Genomic DNA, 20,621 nt, shown 5'->3' with positions numbered 1-20,621 from the left:
GTCCAGCGGCCCGCCGGTCAACTCGCGATCTGTATGGCCGGGCTGCGGCCAAGCGGCCGCTCAGAGGTGGCCGTCCAGGAACTTCCGTACCTCGGCGGTGGTCATAGGTCCCGTGCTGTGCGCCACCGCCTCTCCCTCCTTCAGCAGGACGCAGGACGGGGCTCCGGTGATCCCGTATCGCTCGGTTGTGGCCGGACATCGTTTGATGTCGGCGCGGACGGCCGTCAGGCGGCCTGTGTAGTCGTCGGCGATGCCACCCACGACGAGGTCCATCACCCGGCAGGGCTCGATTGCCTTGGGCCATGCCCCGGCGAAGTATGCGAGGACCGGAACTCTGCTCATCCCGAGGATGAAATCGAACTCCGCGTCCTCACGAGGGCGGTGAACCCGCGTCGTCATGGAAGCTCCTGACCTCATGTCCGTTATTGCGTCCCCATCATCCCTCGCGCGGTACGTCAGGTCGGCCCGTCGGTTGTCCGGTTGACCTTTCGAAGGGAGGCACGGGGCCGTTGCAGAACCACAACGGCCCCCGGCGCGAGCGGCCCGGCCCCGCCCCTGGTGACTCAGCCTGGCCGCCCCGCCGGTCGCCCAGCCGCAGCCCGCGGCGCGCCCGTGGGTCAGCTTGTGCCAGCACAGCGCCCTCCACTCCTTGAAGCGCAGTGGAGAGGCACGCACCCGGCCCGCGAAGGTATCCGACGCTTGCTCCGAGTGTTCGCCGATGTCCACGGGGCCGGCCAGTTCATCCCCTGGCTGGGTTGGTACCTATCAGGTACCGTCAGGGTATGCCGTCCTTGAATGTCACCTTCACCGACGAGGAACTGCAGGAGGTCCGCGCCGCTGCGGCCGCCGAAGGCAAGTCTCTCAAGCAGTACGTCCACGACCTGCCCCTGCGCGAGCGCCAGCGCCGCCAATTTCTCCGGTACGCCGTCTCCTGGGGCGAAGCGCGCCAGGCGGAGTTCGACGATGCCTTCCCCGAAGAACTGCCGCCCGCTAGTCGTGAGCGTGGGATGGACGCCGCCTGATGATCCTCCACGTCGACGTCCCCTGGCTGCTGGACGTCCAGGAGCAGGCCGTCCCTGAGGACGTAAGTGTCGCTGACTACTCCGCCCTCGTCGCCGCCGTCGCCCGCCACAAGACCCGCATCCCACGCCCCACGATCTCCGACCCCGACCCGGCCTGGCGCGCCGCTGCTCTCCTGCACACCTTGGTCCAGCTGCAGCCGCTGCCGTATCGCAACAGCCTGTTCGCCTGCCAGGTGGCGGCTGCCTACATGCACACCTCCGGAGAGGGCATCGATCCCCCTTACGGAGCCATGGTCGATCTCGTCCGCGGTATCCAATCCGGTAAAGCCGACGTCTACCAGGCGGCCGACCGCATCCGCGCCTGGCGTATCTAACCCGTCCTGGGCCGAGGTTTACCTGGTCACGGACAACGGACACCTACCACTTCAAGACGACCTTCGGTCTCCCGTGTCCCCAGGGCAGTGGAGGCCATCGCCTGTGCCGAACCGGACGTCGCTGTCGCCGATGCGGCCGCAGGAGATCCGGTGACGGTGACGCGATCGCCCGTAACCGCTCGCCCGATGCTGCCGCCGGCAGCCACGGATCGTGCTCCCGCTGCTGTCACGGCTGCCCCATGGCCGTCGGCCACGGACGGCCGTACAAGTGCGTAGCAACTCACTGCCACTCCAACCAGGCTTGCGACCGATCCCGCTACGCTTGCGACCGACCGGCCGTGTCAAGATCGGCAACGGCTGCGACGACGCCCAGCCCCACCGCTGCCAGGCCGCACACCGACCGTACCGGCCCCACCCGAAGATGGACGACGGGGAGGTCTTCGGCAGAATCGTGCTGACGCCGTAGACTCCGCCACGCCACCGCACCCATGCTCGTGGCGCGACCGCGTCAGCTCGAGAAACGCGTCGCGATCCGGGAGATGTTCGAGGTGTGGCTGTGGGCCCTCATCAGCTCCTCGGCCCGCTCGCCGTTGCCGGCGGCGATGGCCTCGTAGATGACCCGGTGCTGCCGGTAACGCTCGTCGACGACCTTCGCGTGTTCACCGCGGACCTCGGACAGGATGCTGTCCCGCCGCTCCTGCGAACCGAAGGCGTCGACGGTTCGCAGCATCTGGACCAGGGTGGCGTTCCCGCTGGCCTGGTCCACGAGCGTGTGGAAGTGCCGCATGAGGTCCTGGATCTGCAGCACGAGGTCCCGCTCCGCATCGGTGCCCGGACCGGTCTCGCGCAACCGCCCGCGCAGTGAGTCGGCTTCGTCCAGGCAGTCGGACATCTCGCGCCGCTGTGATGCCGTCGCCTTCTCGGCGGCCAGCCGGGCGGCGAGGGCCCGCAGTACGTCCTCCATCATGGTGAACTCGCGCAGCTCGTCCTTGCCGAACTGGGCGATACGGACCGACCTGGGGCCCGTCCGCTCCACCAACCGGTCCTGCTCCAGGCGCCGCAGCGCCTCACGGACGGGAGTTGCGCTGATGCTGAGGGACTCCGCGAGGCCCCGCTCCGTGACCTTCTCCCCGCGCTTCAGGGCGCCCGTGACGATCGCCTCGCGGATGGCGGCGTACGCCTGATCGCCGAGAGTGACCGGGGTCGGGAGCTGGGGAAGCAGGGGCATACCGCTTATGGTATTTGCTACAGCATTCTTGTCAAGAAACCCTCAAGTTCTGCGTGGGGCCACCGTCAAGTCCACCGAGCAGGATCGGGATCTCTACCACCTAGCGATGAGGGATGCAGACATGGCTACGCTCTTGTACCGGCTGGGCGCTTTCGGCGCCCGACGATGGCGAACGATGTTGGTCGGATGGCTCGTGGCGCTCGGCGCGGTGATCGGCCTCGGCTTCTCGTTCGCCGGTTCCTTCGAGGACAGCAGCTCCATCCCCGGGTCACCGGCGCAGACGGCGCTGACCAAGATGGACCGCCACTTCCCGTCCCCGGACGTACAGTCGGCGGACGTCGTGTTCCAGGCCCCGTCCGGCCACCGGGTGACCGACGCGGACCTGAAGAAACCGCTGGCAGCCGCGCTTGCGGCCATGGGTGACGTACGCGGAGTGACAACGGTCGGTGATCCCGTCGAGGAAGGCACCGTCTCGAAGGACGGACGCACCGCCGTCGCACAGGTCGACTTCACCACGAAGAAGGACGACGACGTGCCCGCCGGCACGCTGGACGCGGTGAAGGCCGCGGGAAGCACGGCCGAGCAGGCAGGGCTCAGGACCGTCTACGGCGGGGACGCCTACGCCCCCTCCACCTCGCCGTTCGGGCCGACCGAGATGGCCGGACTCGGCGTGGCACTGGTCATTCTCGTGATCACCTTCGGTTCGCTGCTCGCAGCCGGGCTGCCGCTGCTCACCGCGGTCCTCGGCGTCGGCGGCACCATGGCGGCCATGATGGGCCTGGCCACGGTGCTCGGTGTGAGCGACAGCGCGCCCACCCTGGCGATCATGCTGGGGCTCGCCGTAGGCATCGACTACGCCCTGTTCGTCGTCTCGAGGCACCGTGCCCAGCTCGCCACCGGAATGCCCGTCCGGGAGTCCGTCGCCAGGGCCAACGCGACCGCGGGCAGCGCCGTGGTCTTCGCCGGGGCCACCGTGGTCATCGCCCTCGCGGGACTGTCGGTGGCGGGGGTCCCGATGCTGACCTCCATGGGGCTCGCGTCGGCAGGAGCGGTCGCCACCGCGGTCGTCCTGGCGCTGGGCCTGCTCCCCGCGCTCCTGGGCATGGCGGGGAGCAGGCTCACGCCAAGGTCCGCCACCCGCTCGGGCCGCCGATCCGGACACGGCGGCCGGGCTTCCGAGCGTGCGCGGTGGTTCGAAGCGGTGCTGCGTTCGCGGCCGAGGCGTACGGCGGGACGTGCCGACGGGACACCCATGGGGGTCCGCTGGACCGAGGCCGTACTGCGCAGGCCCGTGCGGACGTTGGTCATCGCGACCGTCGTCCTCGTCGCCCTCGCGCTGCCGGCACTGCAGCTCAAGCTCGCCGTGACCGACGAAGGCAACAGCCCCACCACCACGTCGAGCCGCCAGGCGTACGACATGGTCGGTGACGCCTTCGGCCCCGGCGCGAACGGCCCGCTCGTGATCCTCATCGAGGACGACGACCCGGCCGCGGTCCGGACGACGGCGACCGCAGTCGAGGACAAGTTGCGCGAGGTCAAGGGCATCGCCGATGTCAGCGGCATCGACGTGGCCGACGACAGGGCGGCCGCGCGCATCCAGATCATCCCCGACACCGGACCGCGTACCCAAGCGACCAGCGACCTGGTCTCCGACCTGCGCACCGAGATGCGGCCCCTCGCCGAGTCCGGCGGCAGCTACGTCGCCGTCACCGGCCTGACCGCCGTCAGCATCGACGTCTCCGACAAACTCAGCGGTGCCCTCGCCCCCTTCGCGATCGTCGTGGTCGGCCTCTCCATCCTCCTGCTGATGATCGCGTTCCGGTCCGTCGCCATCCCCGTCAAGGCCACCATCGGATTCCTGCTGTCCGTCGGCGCCGCCTTCGGGGCCACCGTCGCGGTCTTCCAGTGGGGATGGCTCGCCGGCCTGCTGGGGGTGGCGAGCACCGGCCCGGTGGCGAGCTTCATGCCCATCATCGTCATGGCCGTGCTCTTCGGACTCGCCATGGACTATGAGGTGTTCCTCGTGTCCGCCATGCGGGAGGACTACGTCCGCCACCGCAACGCCCGCGTCGCCATCGTCACCGGAGCCCGGAACGCGGCCCGCGTGGTCACCTCCGCCGCCCTCATCATGATCTCGGTCTTCATCAGCTTCCTGTTCTCGCACGACGCCGACATCATGCCGATCGCCTTCGCCCTGGCCTTCGGTGTCATGGTGGACGCCTTCCTGGTCCGGATGACGCTCGTGCCGGCGGTGATGGCCCTCCTCGGCAACCGTGCCTGGTGGCTGCCCCGGCGTCTCGACCGCTTCCTGCCTCACCTCGACGTCGAGGGCGAGTCCGTCCTCGTACCCGGCGAAACCCCGCGGACCCCAGCCGAGCAGTCCGCGCCAGTGGCCCTGTGATGCAATGAACCACCAAGCCGATACCGGGATATACCTCGCACTCGCCGTGACGGTGGAGGCGCCGGCCGTCGGGCAGTCGACCCGCCCGTACAAGGAGCACGCATGAACGCCGTCGACGCACCGGCCCCCACCGAGAGGGTGCTCGTCATCGACGACGATCCCGGTATCAGGCGCCTGTTGATCTCGGCCCTCGACTTCGCCGGGTTCGAGGTCGACGTGGCGGGCGACCTGACCGAAGCCCTCGAACAGGTCGCCCGCCGGCCCCCGGACGTCATCGTCCTGGACGTCATGCTCCCCGGGGCCGACGGCTTCGAGATCCTCCAGCTGCTGCGCGCCCGCGCCATCGACGTACCGGTCCTCTTCCTCACCGCACGCGACGCGATCGAGGACCGCGTACGAGGGCTGCGGCTGGGCGGGGACGACTACGTCACCAAGCCGTTCAGCGTCGTCGAGGTCGGCGCCCGGCTGCAGGCACTGCTCCGGCGAGCCCGCAGCGGAAACCGGTCCGCGGCCGAGGAGACGCCGTTGCGCATCGCGGACCTGGAGATGGACGACCCCCGCCACGAGGTGCGCCGCGCGGGCCGGCTCCTCGAACTCTCACCCACCGAGTACCGCCTGCTGCACTACCTCCTGAGCCACCAGGGCCAGGTCCTCTCCCGTGCCCAGATCCTCGAAGCCGTCTGGCAGTACGACTTCGGCGGGGACACCGTCGTCGTCGAGCGCTTCATATCCAACCTCCGGCGCAAGGTCGACCACGGCCGCCCGCCGCTGCTGCACACCGTCCGCGGCATCGGCTACACGCTCCGGGAAGAACAGGCCCGCACGTGAAGCTTCCCGTCCGTCGTACCTGGTCCTTCTCCAGCGTCCGCCTGCGTCTGCTCGCCGGTCTGGCCGTCCTGCTCGTGGCCGGCCTCACCGCCAGCGCCGTCATCACCGCCTTCCTCCTGGAGGACTACCTGGACAAGCGTTACGAACAGAACCTCCGGACGAGCGCACACCGGCTCACCGAGGTCATCGCACGAGGGCCGCAGACCGTCGACGCCGACCAGTTCGCCACACTCCTGGGACCTCCGCTGGGTCTCGTGGCCGTGGACGCCGACAACAGGATGCTCACCAGCACCGGTTCGGCGGCCTCGGCGGCCCGTCAGGTGACGGAACTCAGCACGACCGTGCCGACCGGGACCATCGCCACCTACGACGGGCACGAGCAGCAGCACGGTCTCGCTGTGATCCGTGTCCCCAGCCCCGGACTCACCATCGACGTCGGCTCCGCCTCCCGTGCCGTCACACCCGCCGCGCTCGTCCTCACCATCGACACCTCCGTCGACGACTCCACCGCCGGCGCACTCGTCGAGCGTCAACTCGTCCTGATCGGCGTGGCGTTGCTGATCCTGCTGGGACTGGCCGTCATCGTCCTGCGGCTCGGTCTGCGCCCCCTGGCGCGGATGGCCCGTACCGCAGACGCCATCGCAGAGGGCCATCTCACAGAACGCCTGCCGACCACCCGCAACGGCAGCGAGGCCGGCCGGCTCGCCGAAGCGGTCAACCGCGCGTTCGACGCGCAGGCGCGCGCGGAGGCGACCGTACGCTCCCTCGCCGCCGACACCTCCCACGAGCTGCGCACTCCGCTCTCCACCATCTCGGGCTGGCTCGACCTGCACCGGCAGGGCGGCGTGTCGGGACCCGGACTGGAAACGGCGTTCGAGCACATCGAGAACGAGGTGGGACGCATGCGGTTGCTGGTCGAGGACCTCGCCCTGCTCGCCCGCCTGGACGCCGGCCGTCCCGTCGAGCAGCACGACGTGGACCTCACCGCACTGGCCGCCGACGTCGTCGAGGACGCCCAGATCATTTATCCCCGACGCGCCATCACCATGGCACCCGCACCTCCTGCCCCCGTCGTCGGCGACGCCGGCCGCCTGCAACAGGTCCTGCGCAACCTCGTGGGCAACGCCGTCCAGCACACTCCGGCGCAGACCTCCGTATGGGTCGAACTCACCCGGACCCGTGAGGACGTACGGCTGCGCGTCATCGACAACGGTCCCGGCATCGCGCCGCAGGACCTGCCACGCGTCTTCGAGCGGTTCTGGCGGGCGGAGGCGAGCCGCAGCCGGGCGTACGGCGGTTCGGGTCTTGGTCTGGCCATCGTGGAAGCCATCGTCCACGCCCACAAGGGCCGGGTGCAGGTGCAGTCGGACGTGGGAGTCGGTACCACCGTCACCATCCGACTTCCCCATGGCCCCACCGCGTCCCGAACCCACGCGTCCTGAACACGCTTCCCTGACCCACGTGTCCTGATACACGCGCGCGTGACGCGGCTCGTCCGGCACCGGCCCCGTACCCGCGCGTCCGCCCCCGACTCGTCGACGAAGAGAGGCCATTCATGCACACGGTAGTTCTCGCCGGCGGCCCTGTCCTCACCCGTGCGGCCATGAAGGCGGTCATCGAGAGCGGCCGTGCCATATCCGTCGTCGGACAGGCCGCCGACGGCGTCCGGTTCTGTGAGCTGCTGGGGGCCGGTACGGAACCGGATGTGATCCTGCTCGACCGAACCCTCCAGGGCCGGGACATCTCCGCGTTCACCGACGTCGTCGGCGCGGCCTCCGCCGTCGCCCCGACCATCGTCTTCGGGGTCCCGAACGCGCAGGAGTCCGATGCCTGTCTGAGAGCGGGCGCCACCGGAGTGCTCGCCGCCGACATCACGGCCACGCAGCTCGTCGCGGCCCTGGAGACGGTGCTCCGCGGCGGTCTCGTCGTCGTCCTGGGAACAGCCCCCGTCGTCCTGGCGCACCACCGGCGCACGGCGGGCCCGGAGACAGCGCCGGAGCTGTCCAGGCGGGAGCGGGAGATCCTCACCATGGTGGCGGGCGGCCAGGAGAACTCCTCCATCGCACAGGCCCTCGGCATCAGTCCCCTCACCGTGAAGACACACATAGCGAACATGTTCGCCAAGACGGGCGTCCGGCAACGCGGTCACCTCATCGCCTTCGCGTACGAGAGCGGGGTCGTGGTGCCGGGCGGGACCCCCGTGAGCCTGCTCGCCGACCGACTTTCCGTAGCGTCCTGAGGAACCGGCACCGATGCCACCGCTGACGAAGGCATGGAAGATGAACATCGGAGACGCTGTGGATCCGTAGGTACGGGCCCGCTCCGGCGAGTCCCGTGCATCGTGGGCCGCCAGGGGCTGAGCGGCGTGGCGGACATCGCGGAACGGCGGCGGGGGCCGAGCGGACGCGCGCGTTCGTACGGGCTGGACCCCTTCGCCGGGCGCGCGTTCGTACGGGCTGGTCCCCTTCGCCGGGCGCTCGCCACACGGACCGTGCGCCTGCTCCCGCTCACCGCGACTCGGTCCGACGTAACCGGTTGACAATCCTGCTGTAGCAAATACCATCTCGCCTATGGGGTGATTGCCATACGTACTCGCCGCCCGGAACGCCCCGGGTGGGGCCCCAGGGTTGCCCTCCGTCGGTCATCCCCGCCTGTCACCCGGCGTGGCGGACTGCCGCCGACGAACCATCTCTCCAAGTCTCTCTGTGAACATGCCCCGTTTCTCTACGGCACTAGTGCTATAGCAAATAGTGGAGGATCAATGATGATCTCGCTTCCCAGAGCCTGCGCCCTGACAGCCGCCTGCGCGCTCGTCCTGACCGCGTGCGGAGGCTCCACGGGTACGAGCGGATCGGCGACACCGACGTCCACGGTCGATGTCGGCAAGGCCGCGCCCGTCACCCCGCTCGACGCCGCGACCGTTGCCCGAGCCGAGAAGCAGGGATCGGTCCTCCTCTACACCAACGCGGACGCCGATCAGATGGCGCCTCTCACCAAGGCATTCGAGGCGAAGTACCCCGGCATCAAGGTGCGCGTGCTGAACATGACCGACCCGCAGACCTTCCAGCGCTACGCCACCGAGAGCGCCACCGGTGTGCGCACCGCGGACGTCGTCATGGCCTCGGACGCGGTCGAGATGCTGAACTTCGTCGACAAGGGCGGTGTTCTCGACTACGACGACCCCAACCTCGAACACCTTCCCGCTTACGCCAGGCTCGCCCCCGGAGTGGTGTCCATGTCCGAGGACCCGCTCGTCGCCGTGTACAACACCGCGCTCATTCCCAAGGAGAAGCAGCCAAGGGACCTGGCCTCCCTCGCCGAACTGGCCAAGTCCCTCAAGGGGAAGATCGGGACCACGGACATCGGCAACTCCCAGTCCTTCGGCGCCGTCAGCAACTACATCGCCGAACACGGCGAGGCGGGCTGGAAGAACATCGCGGTACTGGGACCCAACACGGGCGTCGAGTCGGGCAACGGCAACCTGATGCAGAAGCTGGCCCAGGGCCAGTACCAGGCCGCGTACTTCGTGGCCGGCTCGGTCCGCGCGCTGATCGAGGGTGAGGAGGCAGGGAAGATCCTCAACTACACCTACCTGACGGACGGCACACCGCTGCTGCCGAGGGCCGTCGCGGTCACCGAGCGGGCGGCATCACCCGACGCGGGAAAGCTCTTCGTGAACTTCACGCTGTCGGTCGAAGGCCAGCAGGCCGCGTGTAAAGGCGGGTTCACCCCGTACCGCGACGGAGTCGAGTGCGCCTACGGACTGCCCGCCGTCGAGGCGGTCGTCGGCAAGGACAACATGATGCTCGGCGGCTACCCGAAGGACATCGTCGAGAACAAGCCGGCGATCGTGGACCGCTGGAAGAAGGCCTACAACCGATGAGCGCCACGCAACTCCGGCCGCCTCCGGTCCGTACCTCCCCGCCACCGGCACGATCCCGGCGACGGTGGCTGTCGACCAACGCGAGTCACTACATCCTGTGGGCGCTCGCCCTCCTCGTCATCGTCGGGTCGGTCGTCCCGGTCGTGGCCGCCTCGGTGTGGTCCACCCCGCTGTACGAGTCGGGCGGACACCTCACCTGGGACAACTTCCACGCCCTGCTCACCGACCGCAGCTGGTGGACCGCGGTCGCCAACTCGATCCTGTTCGCCGCACTCAACACCGTCGGCTCGATCGTGGTCGGTGTGGCCGGCGCGGTCTTCCTGACCCGTACCGACATCCCCGGCCGCCGTGTCCTGACGGCGTTCCTCCTCGTCCCCATCGCCCTGCCGGGCCTGGTGCTCATCATCGGCTGGGCCGCCATGTGGACCCCGGCGGGATTCGCCAGTGCATGGCTGGAGACCCATACCTTCCTGCACATGCCCGTCGACCTCTACAGCATCCCCGGCATGGCCCTGGTCGCGATGAGTGTCGCCTCTCCCACCGTCTTCCTGCTGTGCCGCGGAACCCTGCTGTCGATCGACCCCTCACTGGAGGACGCCGCCCGTACGTCCGGAGCGAGCCCCCTGCGCAGTCTGCTCTCCGTCAGCCTGCCACTGATGCGTCCCGCCATCACGAACGCGGCACTGCTGGTCTTCGCCCTGTCGATGGAGGTCCTCGGCCTGCCCCTCATCCTCGGGTTCTCCAACAAGATCGGTCTGATATCCACCTACCTCTACGACCACTGGGTGAACGACGCGCAGCAGGGCCTGGTGTCCGCCGGTGCGGTCTTCCTGCTGATCGCCGTCTCCGGACTGCTCGTGCTGCGCAACCGGTTGGTGGGCGATGTGGGCCGGTACACCACCACGACCGGAAAACCCACCGGGGTGCGGATCCTGAAGCTCGGGCGGGTCCGGTGGGTGGTGTCGGCCTGCCTGGCCGCCTTCCTGCTGACGTGTGTGATCGTTCCGCTGGCCGGAGTCGTCATGGCGGCCTTCACCTCCATCCTGTCGCCCTTCATCTCGCCCTGGAGCGTGCTGACCCTCGACAACTTCTCCGCCGTCTTCGGGAATTCGCTCTACACCAGCTCGATCGTCAACAGCCTTCTCGTCGCGGGTGTCGGCGGCGCACTGAGCACGCTCGCCATCGCGGTGCTGTCGGTGATCGCGCACCGCTCCCGGTTCCGCTTCCGAGGGTCCCTGCAACAAGGCATGTTGTGGCCGCGCATGATGCCGGCCCTTGTCACCGGCATGGCGTTCTTCTGGAGCTTCGCCCTTCTCGACAGGTCCGGAGCGATCCGCGCCAGCCTGTGGGGCATCGGCATCGCGTTCGCCGTACGGAGCCTCGCCCTCGGCTACAGCGCCTTCTACCCGGCGCTCGCCGGCATCGGCGCCGACCTCGACAACGCCGCCCGTACGTCCGGCGCCACCTGGTGGGGGGCCATGCGCACCATCGTCTTCCGCCTCGTCGCACCGGCCATGGGCGCTTCGTTCGTGCTGCTGTTCGTAGCCATGCTCAACGACGCCGAACCGGCGGTCTTCCTCGTCACCGACGAGACGCCCGTACTCGGCCTCACCATGCTGCAACTCGCAGCGACAAGTATCGGCGGGACCGTCGCCGCGTTGGGAGTAATCCAAATGGTCATCACCTTGGTCGTCCTGGGCGCCGGTCGCGCCCTGCTGGGGGTGCGCCCCCGTGCCTAGCCTCCACCTGAACGGAATCACCAAGCGCTTCACCCAGCACACAGCACTGCACGACCTGTCCCTGACCGTCCAGGACGGTGAGATCTTCACCCTGCTGGGCCCCAGCGGCTGCGGAAAGTCCACCACCCTGTGGTCGATCGCCGGTCTGCACCAGCCCGACGCGGGCAGCATCACGCTCGGAGACCGCGTCGTCTTCGACCACGGACGCGTGAACCTCGAACCCGAGCACCGCAACTGCGGCGTCGTGTTCCAGTCCTACGCCATCTGGCCGCACATGTCGGTCGCGGAGAACGTCGGCTACCCCCTCAAGCTCCGCAAGACCCCCAAAGCCCAGCGTGACCGCCGCGTACAGGAAGTACTCGAACTCGTCGAGCTGGGCCGTCACGCCGGCCGCTACCCCCACGAACTCTCCGGCGGCCAGCAGCAACGCGTCGCGCTGGCACGCGCCCTCGCCCACCCGCCCGACATGCTGCTCCTGGACGAACCGTTCTCGAACCTGGACGCCAAGCTCCGTGACCGGTCCCGGCAATGGCTCAAGACACTGCAGACCCAGGTCGCAGTCACCACCGTCTTTGTGACGCACGACCAGGACGAGGCCCTGTCCGTCAGCGACCGCATCGCCGTCATGGACCGGGGCCGGGTCCGCCAGGTCGGCACCCCCACCGAGATCTACGACCACCCCGCCGACCTGTTCGTCGCCGACTTCGTCGGCACCGCCAACATCCTCCCCGGCGAGGTCGTACAGGCGGACGGCACCCACGCCCTGGTCAGAGTCGAAGGCCTGGGCGAACCGCTGAAGGTACCGCACAGCGACAAGCGCCTGGGACCGGTACGGATCAGCATCCGGCCCGAGAGCATCGCCATCCACCGCGCCGGCCGTGACCTGAGCGCGAACCCCGGCACGCTGACGGCCAAGGTCGACAACCAGGCCTACCTCGGTGACCACTACCGCTACACCGTCCGCATCGGCGGCACCCCGGTCATCGTGACCACCACACGCCCGGCCGCCACCGGCGAACTCACCGTCAGCCTTCCGCCGGAGGACATCCGCGTCTTCCACGAGGAAGCCCACCCCACCGAGGAGAACCACCATGCCTCCGTCCACTGAAGCCGCCGCACGGGTCGGAATCCTGACCCCGTCCGGGATGCTCGGCGCCGGCTTCGCCCCGGAGACCATCGAGCGCGGCCTGTCCCTGAACCCGGACGTCATCGCCGTCGACGGCGGCTCCACCGACTCCGGACCGCACTACCTCGGCGCCGGCGTCGCCAAGACCACCGCCGCCGCGGTCGGCCGTGACCTGCGCCTCCTGCTCAAGGCGGCCGCCACCGCGAACATCCCCCTGATCGTGGGCTCCTGCGGCACCAGCGGCACCGACTCCGGCGTCGACTGGGTCGCCGGCATCGCGGAACAGGTCATGGCCGAGGAAGGCCTCGACCTGAGGATCGCCCGCATCTACAGCGAACAGGAAGCCACCTTCCTCAAGGAAGAACTCGACGCGGGACGCATCCACCCCCTGGCCCCGCACGGCCCCCTCGATCCGGAGACCCTCGAGAGCTGCACCCACATCGTCGGCATGATGGGCCACGAACCCTTCGCCGAGGCCATCCGGGCCGGCGCACAGGTCGTGCTGGCGGGACGCGCCACCGACACCGCCCTCGCGGCCGCGGTACCCCTGATGCTCGGGATGCCGGCCGGTCCCAGCTGGCACGCCGCCAAGATCGTCGAATGCGGAGGGCAGTGCACCACGAACCCACGCACCGGCGGCGTCTTCGCCACCATCGACCACGACGGCTTCGTCATCGAACCCCTCGACCCGGCCAACGCCTGTACGCCCATCTCCGTCGCGGCACACATGCTGTACGAGACGGCCAACCCCTACCGGATGCGTGAACCCGCCGGCACGCTGGACGTCTCGGACGCCACCTACACGGCACTCGACGAGCGCCGCGTACGCGTCGAAGGGTCCCGCTTCGAACCGGCCGAGCAGCACACCATCAAGCTCGAGGGCGCCAAGGCCACCGGCTACGAGACCGTCTCGTTCAGCGGCATCCGCGACCCGTACATCGTCGCCGGCATCGACCGCTGGGCCGCGCTGCTGCGCACCATCGTCACCGAGCGCGTCAGCCAGACCCTCGGGCTGACCGAGGACGACTACGGCCTGGACATCCGCCTGTACGGCCACAACGCCATCCTGGAGGACATCGACCCCGACTCCACCCCGCCCCGCGAAGTCGGCGTCATGCTCCTGGTCAACGCACCCTCCCAGGCCACCGCCACCGCGATCGCCAAGGTCGCCAACCCCCTCATGCTCCATCTCCCGCTGCCCGAGATGGAGTACCTGCCCAGCTTTGCCTTCGCCACCTCACCGGCGGAGACCGAACGCGGGGCCGCCTACGAATTCGTCCTGAACCACGTGGTCGACGTCGACTCGGCCACCGCCATGTTCCGCACCCACCACTCCCGCGAGGTCTCCCGTGCCTGAGCACTCCACTCCCGCGCCCCTGCTCGGCGACTACGCGACCGAGATCCGCTCCAAGAACGCGGGGCCCTTCTGGGTCACCATGGAGACGTTCATGAAGGACTGCGCCGGATACGCCATCGCAGCCGACGAGTCGTTCCTCAACGAGCAGGTGATCGCCGACCTCTACCGCGTGGATGCCGCACAGGTCCAGATCTTCCGCATCCCCGCGCTGAACGTCGTCAAGATCTCCTTCCCGCGCCCCGTCGCGCAGGCCGGTATCCGGGACCGCGACATACACGCGGGCCAGCACCACGTCCCGCTCGCCGCCCTGCGGGTGCCCGACCGGCACCTCGCCGACGGGCCGCCGCCGGTGCCACGGGCCTGAGCCCGACGCCTCCCTGACAGCCGGATCCCCGCAGCGGCAGGATGAGAGGGCGTTGCGGCCGGTACGTACACCGACGCAAGAGCGTCGATCCAGACAGGATCAGTTTCCAGGGGCCGCGGCCGTCCGACGCGTACGGCCGCGGCCCCTCCCCGCAAGGAGAAGGCTGTGACGCAAGAAGCGACCCGCCCCGGGAATCCCATCGCAGAGCCACTGAGCCGCCAGGACCTGGTGCCGATTCCGGAAGAGAAACTGCTCTTCCGGCTCCCCACGCCGTTCACCGATCCCGCCATCGAGCGACGCCACCGCAAGGAGCGGCTCGCCGGCGCACTGCGCCTCTTCGGCCGGTTCGGGTTCGAGGAAGGCGCCGCGGGACACATCACCGCACGCGATCCGGAATTCCCCGATCACTTCTGGGTCAACCCGTTCGGCATGTCCTTCAAACACGTGAAGGTCAGCGATCTGCTCCTCGTCAACCACGACGGCGAGGTCGTCCAGGGACGACACCGAGTGAACCGCGCGGCCTTCGCCATCCACTCGGCCGTGCACGCGGCGCGGCCCGACGCGGTCGGCGCCGCCCACAGCCACTCGGTGTACGGCAAGGCCCTGTCGGCGACGGGCCGGCGGCTGGAACCGCTCACCCAGGACGCCTGCGCCTTCTACGAGGACCACGGCTGCTACGAGAACTACTCGGGCGTGGCCAACGACCCGGAGGAGGGCCGCCGCATCGCCGCGGCGCTCGGCGCGCACAAGGCAGTCATCCTGCGCAACCACGGGCTGCTCACGGCGGCCGGGTCGGTCGACGCCGCCGCGTACTGGTTCATCACCATGGAGCGGTCGGCGCAGGCTCAACTTGTCGCCGAGGCCGCGGGACCCACGGTCCGGATCCCGCACGAGGAGGCGCAACTCACCTACGGGCAGGTGGGCTTCGACTTGGCAGGCTGGTTCCAGTTCCAGCCCCTCTTCGACCAGATATCACGCACGGACCCGGACCTGTTCGACTGACACACGGCCGGAGCAGGGTCCTCGGGACAGAGCTGATCGTGATGACGCGCTCCTGGTTTCCCGGAGCGCGTCGTCCGTCAGCGATTGTCGCGGGACAGAACACCGGTGGTGCGAACGCCTCTGACAGGGGCCTGCGTTGCCGGGCACCGGACGGGTCGCGTGCGGACCGGGCCCGAGTCGGACAAGGCAGGGGGTTTTCGCTCACGCCGTCGGCCCCGGAAGCGCTGAGTTCCGAGCCCTGCCGCCGCGCCACATACCGTGGTGGGACGAGTGCGGCCTAGGGCCCGGCCGACGGCACGGGACGACCTTCCCGTGCTCATCCGGCCTTCGCGACCGACATGATCCTGGGCCCTCGCGTCGTGGCCGCGCTTGTCCGCGACCGGCCCAGGCGCTCCAGCCTGCAGGAAGAGCGAGCCGGGGCAAGCCCGGCGGCCTCGCCTCGAACGTCCACTACAACCACCGCCGGCCTCACGCCGCCGCCCGCAATCGCCCTCCATCCTCACGCCTTAGCACGGGCGTCACCGATGTCATGGCCGACCACGGCTAGGAGCTGTCCAGCCGATCATTGATGGTGTCTGGCTGCTGCTTGAGACGCCTGTGGCGACGGTCCGAAGTCGATTGCCGGGCGCCTGATGCTGGGCGATCATCGTCGGATGAGTGCGGACGAGAGGCGGAAGGTGACGCGGGTTGTGCAGACGTGTTCCGCATACCCGTCACAGTGGGATGCCTGGACGGTGGACGGCCAGTACCTGTATTTCCGATACCGGCATGGCGAGGGCTGCGTCGAATGGCACCCTGGCCCTGACTTTGATGACAGTCCGGAGACTTGGAACGACGGCCGCTCGGGGCTCCTGATCGAATGGGACGACGGCACCGACAGCGGTGTCATCAGCCTTGAGGATTTCCTTGCGGCAGCGGGCTTGGTGTTGACGCCGGGCACCTCGGTGGGTTGAGGTCTGGCACGCGGTCAGGTGCGCAGCCAGATGGCGAGGGCGGCCGCGGTGACGGTGCGGAGGAAGACGTAGCCGCGCTCGTCGTAACGGGTCGCGACAGCGCGGGAGTTCTTCAGCCTGCTGTATGGCCCTCTCGACGGTGTCGCGCTTCCTGTACCGCTCCTCGTCGAACGCCGGCGGCCGCCCGCCTCGTGCTCCCTTGCGCAGGCGAGCGGCCTGGCTGTCGGCTTTCTCCGGGATCGTGTGACGGATGGCGCGCCGCCGCAGGTACTGGCGGCAAGGTCCATTGCTGCAGGCCTTGTCGGCCGCGACGCTGCCGGGCTTCTTGCGGGACCTGCCCGCACCGAGCCGGGGGCACCCGGATCTTCTCCACCACCGGCACGAACTGGGTGCAGCCGGCCCGCTGCCCCGGCGTGTCGAGCAGGGACAGCGGGTGGCAGCGGCCGTCCGCGCTCAAGTGGATCTTGCTGGTGAAGCCGCCGCGCGAACGACCCAGGCCCTCGCCCCCCGCACCACCTCCACCAGCCTGCCGACGAGGCTCTGCCACGGAATTTCGTCCCGGTGTTCCCGCGACTTGCCCCCACTTGAGCTGGCAATAGCCGGTGGTGAATCGATGCGGGCGCCGGCCGCGGGCTGGTGCGCACGCACGATGGTGGAGTCCACTGAGACATCCCGGTCGATCTGCCCTGCCCAGTCGGCCGCGGCCTGGACCTGCTGCAGCAGCCGTTCCCAGGTTCCGTCGGCCGGCCAAAGCCGATGGCGCTCGTAAACCGTCTTCCACGGCCCGAACCGCTCCGGCAGATCACGCCACTGCACTCCGGTCCTGACCCGGTGCAGAATGCCGTCGAGCACCTGCCGGTGATCACGCCACCGCCCACACCGACCGTCGCTCACCGGCAGGAACGGCCGCAGCCGCTCCCACTCCGCGTCCGACAGATCACCGCGTTCTCCCCGCCCCATACACGGGACAACGATCCGACCAGGCGACAGTCACATGATCGGCCGGACGGTTCCTAGTTGACGGTGAACCGGGCCTGCCCCCGCAGCGCGGCCACGAGCTCGGCGGCGCCCGCGAGGCCCCCTGCACGGCGGGCCTCCGCCGTCTGACCTGCGAGGTGGGAGTAGACGGTGATGCCCCCGACGCCTCGCAGCGGGCTGTGGGACGGGAGCGGTTCCTCTGTCACCACGTCGAGCGCCGCACCCCCGATCCCGCCCGTGCGCACGGCGTCCGCCAGCGCCTGTTCGTCGACGATCGCACCGCGCGCTGTGTTGACGAGCACGGCCGTCGTCTTCATCCGCGCGAAGGCGGAGGCGTCGAACATGCCCTGGGTCCTGTCGGTCAGCGCGGTGTGGATCGACACGTAGTCGGAGGTGGCCAGCAGCTCGGGGAAGGGGACGAAGCGGACCGAGCCGTTGCCGTCCTCGCGTTGGTGGGCGGGCACACCGGTCGTGCACACCACGTGCATCCCGAAGGCGTGGGCGAGAGGAACGACCGCGCGGGCCGCCGCGCCATAGCCGACCAGGCCGAGTGTGGCTCCGCGCAGTTCGTGACCGTCCTCGCGCGGCCACCCTCCGGCGCGCACCCCCGTGGCGCTGTCGACGAGACGACGCGCCTGGGCGAGGAGCAGACCCAGCGTGTACTCGGCCACGGCGTTCGCGTTGATCCCGGGCAGATTGCTCACGCTGATCCCGAGTCGGGTGGCGGCCTCGACATCGACCGAGTCGTAGCCCACCCCGGTACGCACCACCACACGCAACCGCGGGGCACGGGTGAGTACGTCGGCGGTCAGGGGCTCGTTCGCGACGAGCGCCGCGTCGATCCCGGCGAGCGCGGCCACGAGCTCCTCCGGGTCGCGGCGTCCGGACATCGGCGCGTGCCGAGTCTCGAGACCGGCCGACCGGACGTACTCGTCCACCTCGTCGCCGGGGCGCAGGTAGTCAGTGGTGATCAGGACGCGTGCCACGCTCTTCCTCTTCTTCCGTCTTCTCCGTCGAAGGGCGGACGGACCGGCCGATCTGCTGTGCGACAGCCGCTCCCAGCGCCGTCGTCGTCCCGGTCCCGCCGAGGTCGGGCGTCAGTACGTCCGGCTGCTGCTCCAGGACCGACTCGATGGCGGCCACGACGTCCACGGCGGCAGCCGTCTCACCCAGGTGCTCCAGCATCATCGCGCCGCTCCAGATCTGCCCGACCGGGTTGGCGATGCCGAGCCCCGCGATGTCCGGGGCCGACCCGTGCACAGGCTCGAACAGGCTCGGATGGTCCCGTTCGGGGTTGATGTTCGCACTCGGCGCTATCCCGATCGTGCCCGTGCAGGCCGGGCCCAGGTCGGAGAGAATGTCGCCGAACAGGTTGCTCGCCACGACGACGTCGTACAGGTCGGGCCGGAGCACGAACTTGGCCGCCAGGATGTCGATGTGATCCTTGTCGGCGGTCACCCGGGGGTAGCGCAGCGCCATCTCGTTTGCCCGTTCGTCCCAGTAGGGCATGGAGATCGAGATCCCGTTGCTCTTGGTCGCCCAGGTCAGGTGCCTGCGCGGCCGGGCGTCGGCGAGTTCGAATGCGTACCGCAGGACGCGGTCGACACCTGTGCGGGTCATCACGGTCTCCTGGAGCACGGTCTCGCGCTCAGTGCCCTCGAAGATGCGCCCGCCGATGCTGGAGTACTCGCCCTCGGTGTTCTCGCGCACCACGTAGAAGTCGATGTCTCCCGGACCATGGTCGCGCAAGGGGCCGCGTACACCGCGCAGGAGGCGGACCGGCCGCAGATTGACGTACTGGTCGAATCCGCGTCGCAGCTGCAGGAGGCTTCCCCACAAGGAGACGTGGTCGGGTACGACCTCGGGCCACCCGACCGCCCCGAAGTAGATCGCGTCGAAGCCACCCAGCACGGTGCGCCAGTCCTTCGGCATCATCTCCCCGTGGCGCACCCAGTAGTCGGCGCTCGCGAAGTCGAACTCCTCCACATCGAGGACGAAGCCGTACGCGTCGGCCGCCGCGCGCAGGCACCGCAGTCCCTCCGGCACGACTTCCCTGCCTATGCCGTCCCCCGGCACTGCGGCGACGCGATAACGCTGTGGCACGACTGCTCTCCTTGCTCGACCTGCCCCGACCTGCTCGTACGGCCCCCCACTGTGGTCTCCGCCGAGGCCGACCACAACAGCATCCACGGCAACCTAGGCTTTCCCTGACAGAAAACCGTGTGAGGCCGCGCAGGGCCGCCCGGACGGACGGGGACCGTATGAAGATGTCCATCGACGACCTGAGGTTCTTCCAGGTCGTGGCGGCCAGCGAGACGCTGACGGCGGCCTCGCGCCGGCTCGGCTGGTCGCTTCCCGTCGTCAGCAAGCGGCTGAGCGCGCTGGAGGGCCGGCTGGACGTCCGCCTGGTCCAGCGCGGCGCCCGCAAGTTGGTCCTGACCTCGGAGGGCGCCCTGTACGCGAGCGGACTCGACTCGATCCTCGACCGGCTGCGCGAACTGGAGGACCAGGTGACCGACCGCTCGGGGGTGCTGCGCGGCTCCCTGGTCGTCCAGGCCACCCTCGGCCTCGGCCGGGCCCATGTGGCTCCGCTGCTCGCAGAGTTCGCCGCGTCGCACCCCCAGGTGCAGGTGCAGTTGCAGACGTCGGCGCTGCCTCTGCGGTCCCATCGGCGGAGCTTCGACGTGGCCGTCCACGTGGGGAGCCCCCCGGACTCCTCGCTCCGGATGCGCCGCCTCGCGGAGAACCGGCGGGTGCCGTGCGCCGCGCCGTCGTACCTGGACCGGTGCGGCGCGCCCACGCGCGTCGAGGATCTCTCGCAGCACGACTGCATCGTGCTGCGAGAGAACGAGGGGGACTACGCGCTCTGGCGGTTCGGTGACGTGAGTGATCCCCGCCACGTTCGGGTGAGCGGCCCCTTGTCGAGCAACGACGGGGGCATCGTGACCGGCTGGGCGCTGGAGGGCCGTGGGATCATCATGCGTTCGGAGTGGCATGTCCGCCCGCACATCGAGCGGGGCGAACTGGTCCGCGTACTTCCGCACATCCCTACGCCCGCGGCCAACATCTATGCCTTGATCGAAGACGACGGACACGTTCCCCGGCGCGTGACCGAGCTGATCGAGCACCTCGCCGCCAGGCTGCCGGGACGACTGGGGCGGCCCGGGTGGTCGGCCTGACAGCTATTTTCCGTTGGGGAAAGGTTGAGTTGCTCACGGGCGGCGCGTGGCCGGTGCACTGGTGCGTACGGTCAGATCGTCGCGGCGCAGGATGCTGTGCGTGGAGGCGTGTCCGAGGGGCGGGTGTCGAGCGGCGCTCTCCGGGAGAACAGGCCTGGTACCGGTACGGGCAGGGCCCGGCGGACAC

Annotated in this window: 18 protein-coding genes and 1 pseudogene; 14 read left to right on the top strand and 5 right to left on the bottom strand. The window is 69.3% G+C overall.

Translation table 11 applies throughout. The annotated features are described in order from the left end of the window. Positions 1 to 60: 60 nt before the first annotated feature. Positions 61 to 399, bottom strand: a complete 339-nt coding sequence (locus ACIP63_RS18960; protein ID WP_401516989.1) for a thioredoxin family protein — start codon at positions 397 to 399, stop codon at positions 61 to 63. 383 nt (positions 400 to 782) lie between these two features. Here ACIP63_RS18960 and ACIP63_RS18955 point away from each other — a divergent pair, with 383 nt between their 5' ends. Both ACIP63_RS18955 and ACIP63_RS18950 read left to right on the top strand, forming a co-directional pair. After that, positions 783 to 1,022, top strand: a complete 240-nt coding sequence (locus ACIP63_RS18955; protein ID WP_401516987.1) for a hypothetical protein — start codon at positions 783 to 785, stop codon at positions 1,020 to 1,022. After that, on the top strand, positions 1,022 to 1,396 hold the full coding sequence (locus ACIP63_RS18950; protein ID WP_401516986.1) for a toxin Doc: 375 nt from the start codon (positions 1,022 to 1,024) through the stop codon (positions 1,394 to 1,396). The genes ACIP63_RS18955 and ACIP63_RS18950 overlap by 1 nt, the downstream gene beginning before the upstream one ends. A gap of 508 nt (positions 1,397 to 1,904) precedes the next feature. Here ACIP63_RS18950 and ACIP63_RS18945 read toward each other — a convergent pair. Then, positions 1,905 to 2,624: a GntR family transcriptional regulator gene (locus ACIP63_RS18945; protein WP_401516984.1), complete on the bottom strand. Its 720-nt coding sequence runs from the start codon at positions 2,622 to 2,624 to the stop codon at positions 1,905 to 1,907. Between the two features lie 121 nt (positions 2,625 to 2,745). Here ACIP63_RS18945 and ACIP63_RS18940 point away from each other — a divergent pair, with 121 nt between their 5' ends. The 11 genes from ACIP63_RS18940 (at position 2,746) to ACIP63_RS18890 (ending at position 16,277) form a co-directional block, all read left to right on the top strand. After that, complete coding sequence (locus tag ACIP63_RS18940; protein ID WP_401516983.1) at positions 2,746 to 5,025, top strand: MMPL family transporter; 2,280 nt, start codon at positions 2,746 to 2,748, stop codon at positions 5,023 to 5,025. Positions 5,026 to 5,127: 102 nt separating this feature from the next. Continuing rightward, positions 5,128 to 5,853 (top strand): response regulator transcription factor, encoded by a 726-nt coding sequence (locus ACIP63_RS18935; RefSeq protein WP_401516982.1) that lies wholly within the window; start codon positions 5,128 to 5,130, stop codon positions 5,851 to 5,853. After that, entirely contained in the window at positions 5,850 to 7,295 is a 1,446-nt protein-coding gene (locus ACIP63_RS18930; protein ID WP_401516981.1) for an ATP-binding protein, read from the top strand. Before ACIP63_RS18935 ends, ACIP63_RS18930 begins: the two co-directional genes overlap by 4 nt. Before the next feature lie 113 nt (positions 7,296 to 7,408). Beyond that, positions 7,409 to 8,092 (top strand): LuxR C-terminal-related transcriptional regulator, encoded by a 684-nt coding sequence (locus ACIP63_RS18925; RefSeq protein ID WP_401516979.1) that lies wholly within the window; start codon positions 7,409 to 7,411, stop codon positions 8,090 to 8,092. Positions 8,093 to 8,617: 525 nt separating this feature from the next. Beyond that, positions 8,618 to 9,736: an ABC transporter substrate-binding protein gene (locus ACIP63_RS18920; protein WP_401516978.1), complete on the top strand. Its 1,119-nt coding sequence runs from the start codon at positions 8,618 to 8,620 to the stop codon at positions 9,734 to 9,736. After that, the gene (locus ACIP63_RS18915; RefSeq protein ID WP_401516976.1) at positions 9,733 to 11,475 is read left to right on the top strand and encodes an ABC transporter permease; all 1,743 of its coding nucleotides are present in this window, start codon (positions 9,733 to 9,735) and stop codon (positions 11,473 to 11,475) included. The genes ACIP63_RS18920 and ACIP63_RS18915 overlap by 4 nt, the downstream gene beginning before the upstream one ends. After that, positions 11,468 to 12,583: an ABC transporter ATP-binding protein gene (locus ACIP63_RS18910; RefSeq protein ID WP_401516974.1), complete on the top strand. Its 1,116-nt coding sequence runs from the start codon at positions 11,468 to 11,470 to the stop codon at positions 12,581 to 12,583. Before ACIP63_RS18915 ends, ACIP63_RS18910 begins: the two co-directional genes overlap by 8 nt. Continuing rightward, complete coding sequence (locus ACIP63_RS18905) at positions 12,567 to 13,958, top strand: acyclic terpene utilization AtuA family protein (protein ID WP_401516973.1); 1,392 nt, start codon at positions 12,567 to 12,569, stop codon at positions 13,956 to 13,958. The genes ACIP63_RS18910 and ACIP63_RS18905 overlap by 17 nt, the downstream gene beginning before the upstream one ends. Continuing rightward, positions 13,951 to 14,322 (top strand): DUF4387 domain-containing protein, encoded by a 372-nt coding sequence (locus ACIP63_RS18900; protein WP_401516971.1) that lies wholly within the window; start codon positions 13,951 to 13,953, stop codon positions 14,320 to 14,322. The genes ACIP63_RS18905 and ACIP63_RS18900 overlap by 8 nt, the downstream gene beginning before the upstream one ends. Positions 14,323 to 14,550: 228 nt before the next feature. Beyond that, positions 14,551 to 15,324 (top strand): class II aldolase/adducin family protein, encoded by a 774-nt coding sequence (locus tag ACIP63_RS18895; protein ID WP_401518234.1) that lies wholly within the window; start codon positions 14,551 to 14,553, stop codon positions 15,322 to 15,324. A gap of 653 nt (positions 15,325 to 15,977) precedes the next feature. Beyond that, the gene (locus ACIP63_RS18890; protein ID WP_401516969.1) at positions 15,978 to 16,277 is read left to right on the top strand and encodes a hypothetical protein; all 300 of its coding nucleotides are present in this window, start codon (positions 15,978 to 15,980) and stop codon (positions 16,275 to 16,277) included. A 14-nt stretch (positions 16,278 to 16,291) separates the two neighbouring features. Here ACIP63_RS18890 and ACIP63_RS18885 read toward each other — a convergent pair. The 3 genes and pseudogenes from ACIP63_RS18885 to ACIP63_RS18875 form a co-directional block, all read right to left on the bottom strand. Then, positions 16,292 to 17,237, bottom strand: a pseudogene (locus ACIP63_RS18885) (IS5 family transposase). Between the two features lie 53 nt (positions 17,238 to 17,290). Continuing rightward, on the bottom strand, positions 17,291 to 18,241 hold the full coding sequence (locus tag ACIP63_RS18880) for a phosphoglycerate dehydrogenase (RefSeq protein ID WP_401516967.1): 951 nt from the start codon (positions 18,239 to 18,241) through the stop codon (positions 17,291 to 17,293). After that, complete coding sequence (locus ACIP63_RS18875; RefSeq protein WP_401516965.1) at positions 18,216 to 19,358, bottom strand: tartrate dehydrogenase; 1,143 nt, start codon at positions 19,356 to 19,358, stop codon at positions 18,216 to 18,218. Before ACIP63_RS18875 ends, ACIP63_RS18880 begins: the two co-directional genes overlap by 26 nt. Positions 19,359 to 19,522: 164 nt before the next feature. On the opposite strand from ACIP63_RS18875, the gene ACIP63_RS18870 reads away from it, so the two are divergent. Further along, positions 19,523 to 20,434 (top strand): LysR family transcriptional regulator, encoded by a 912-nt coding sequence (locus ACIP63_RS18870; RefSeq protein ID WP_401516963.1) that lies wholly within the window; start codon positions 19,523 to 19,525, stop codon positions 20,432 to 20,434. The last annotated feature ends 187 nt before the right edge of the window (positions 20,435 to 20,621 follow it).

This window comes from Streptomyces sp. NPDC088746 (genome assembly GCF_044751065.1).
Lineage (GTDB): Bacteria > Actinomycetota > Actinomycetes > Streptomycetales > Streptomycetaceae > Streptomyces.
Note: the sequence above shows the minus strand (reverse complement) of the source record. Positions and strands in the feature narration are given on the sequence as shown.

What these genes read in the sequence shown, in the direction of transcription:
- ACIP63_RS18960 (WP_401516989.1), bottom strand. Translation starts at nt 399, where the DNA reads ATGACGACGCGGGTTCACCGCCCTCGTGAGGACGCGGAGTTCGATTTC.
- ACIP63_RS18955 (WP_401516987.1), top strand. Translation starts at nt 783, where the DNA reads ATGCCGTCCTTGAATGTCACCTTCACCGACGAGGAACTGCAGGAGGTC.
- ACIP63_RS18950 (WP_401516986.1), top strand. Translation starts at nt 1,022, where the DNA reads ATGATCCTCCACGTCGACGTCCCCTGGCTGCTGGACGTCCAGGAGCAG.
- ACIP63_RS18945 (WP_401516984.1), bottom strand. Translation starts at nt 2,624, where the DNA reads ATGCCCCTGCTTCCCCAGCTCCCGACCCCGGTCACTCTCGGCGATCAG.
- ACIP63_RS18940 (WP_401516983.1), top strand. Translation starts at nt 2,746, where the DNA reads ATGGCTACGCTCTTGTACCGGCTGGGCGCTTTCGGCGCCCGACGATGG.
- ACIP63_RS18935 (WP_401516982.1), top strand. Translation starts at nt 5,128, where the DNA reads ATGAACGCCGTCGACGCACCGGCCCCCACCGAGAGGGTGCTCGTCATC.
- ACIP63_RS18925 (WP_401516979.1), top strand. Translation starts at nt 7,409, where the DNA reads ATGCACACGGTAGTTCTCGCCGGCGGCCCTGTCCTCACCCGTGCGGCC.
- ACIP63_RS18920 (WP_401516978.1), top strand. Translation starts at nt 8,618, where the DNA reads ATGATCTCGCTTCCCAGAGCCTGCGCCCTGACAGCCGCCTGCGCGCTC.
- ACIP63_RS18915 (WP_401516976.1), top strand. Translation starts at nt 9,733, where the DNA reads ATGAGCGCCACGCAACTCCGGCCGCCTCCGGTCCGTACCTCCCCGCCA.
- ACIP63_RS18905 (WP_401516973.1), top strand. Translation starts at nt 12,567, where the DNA reads ATGCCTCCGTCCACTGAAGCCGCCGCACGGGTCGGAATCCTGACCCCG.
- ACIP63_RS18890 (WP_401516969.1), top strand. Translation starts at nt 15,978, where the DNA reads ATGAGTGCGGACGAGAGGCGGAAGGTGACGCGGGTTGTGCAGACGTGT.
- ACIP63_RS18870 (WP_401516963.1), top strand. Translation starts at nt 19,523, where the DNA reads ATGTCCATCGACGACCTGAGGTTCTTCCAGGTCGTGGCGGCCAGCGAG.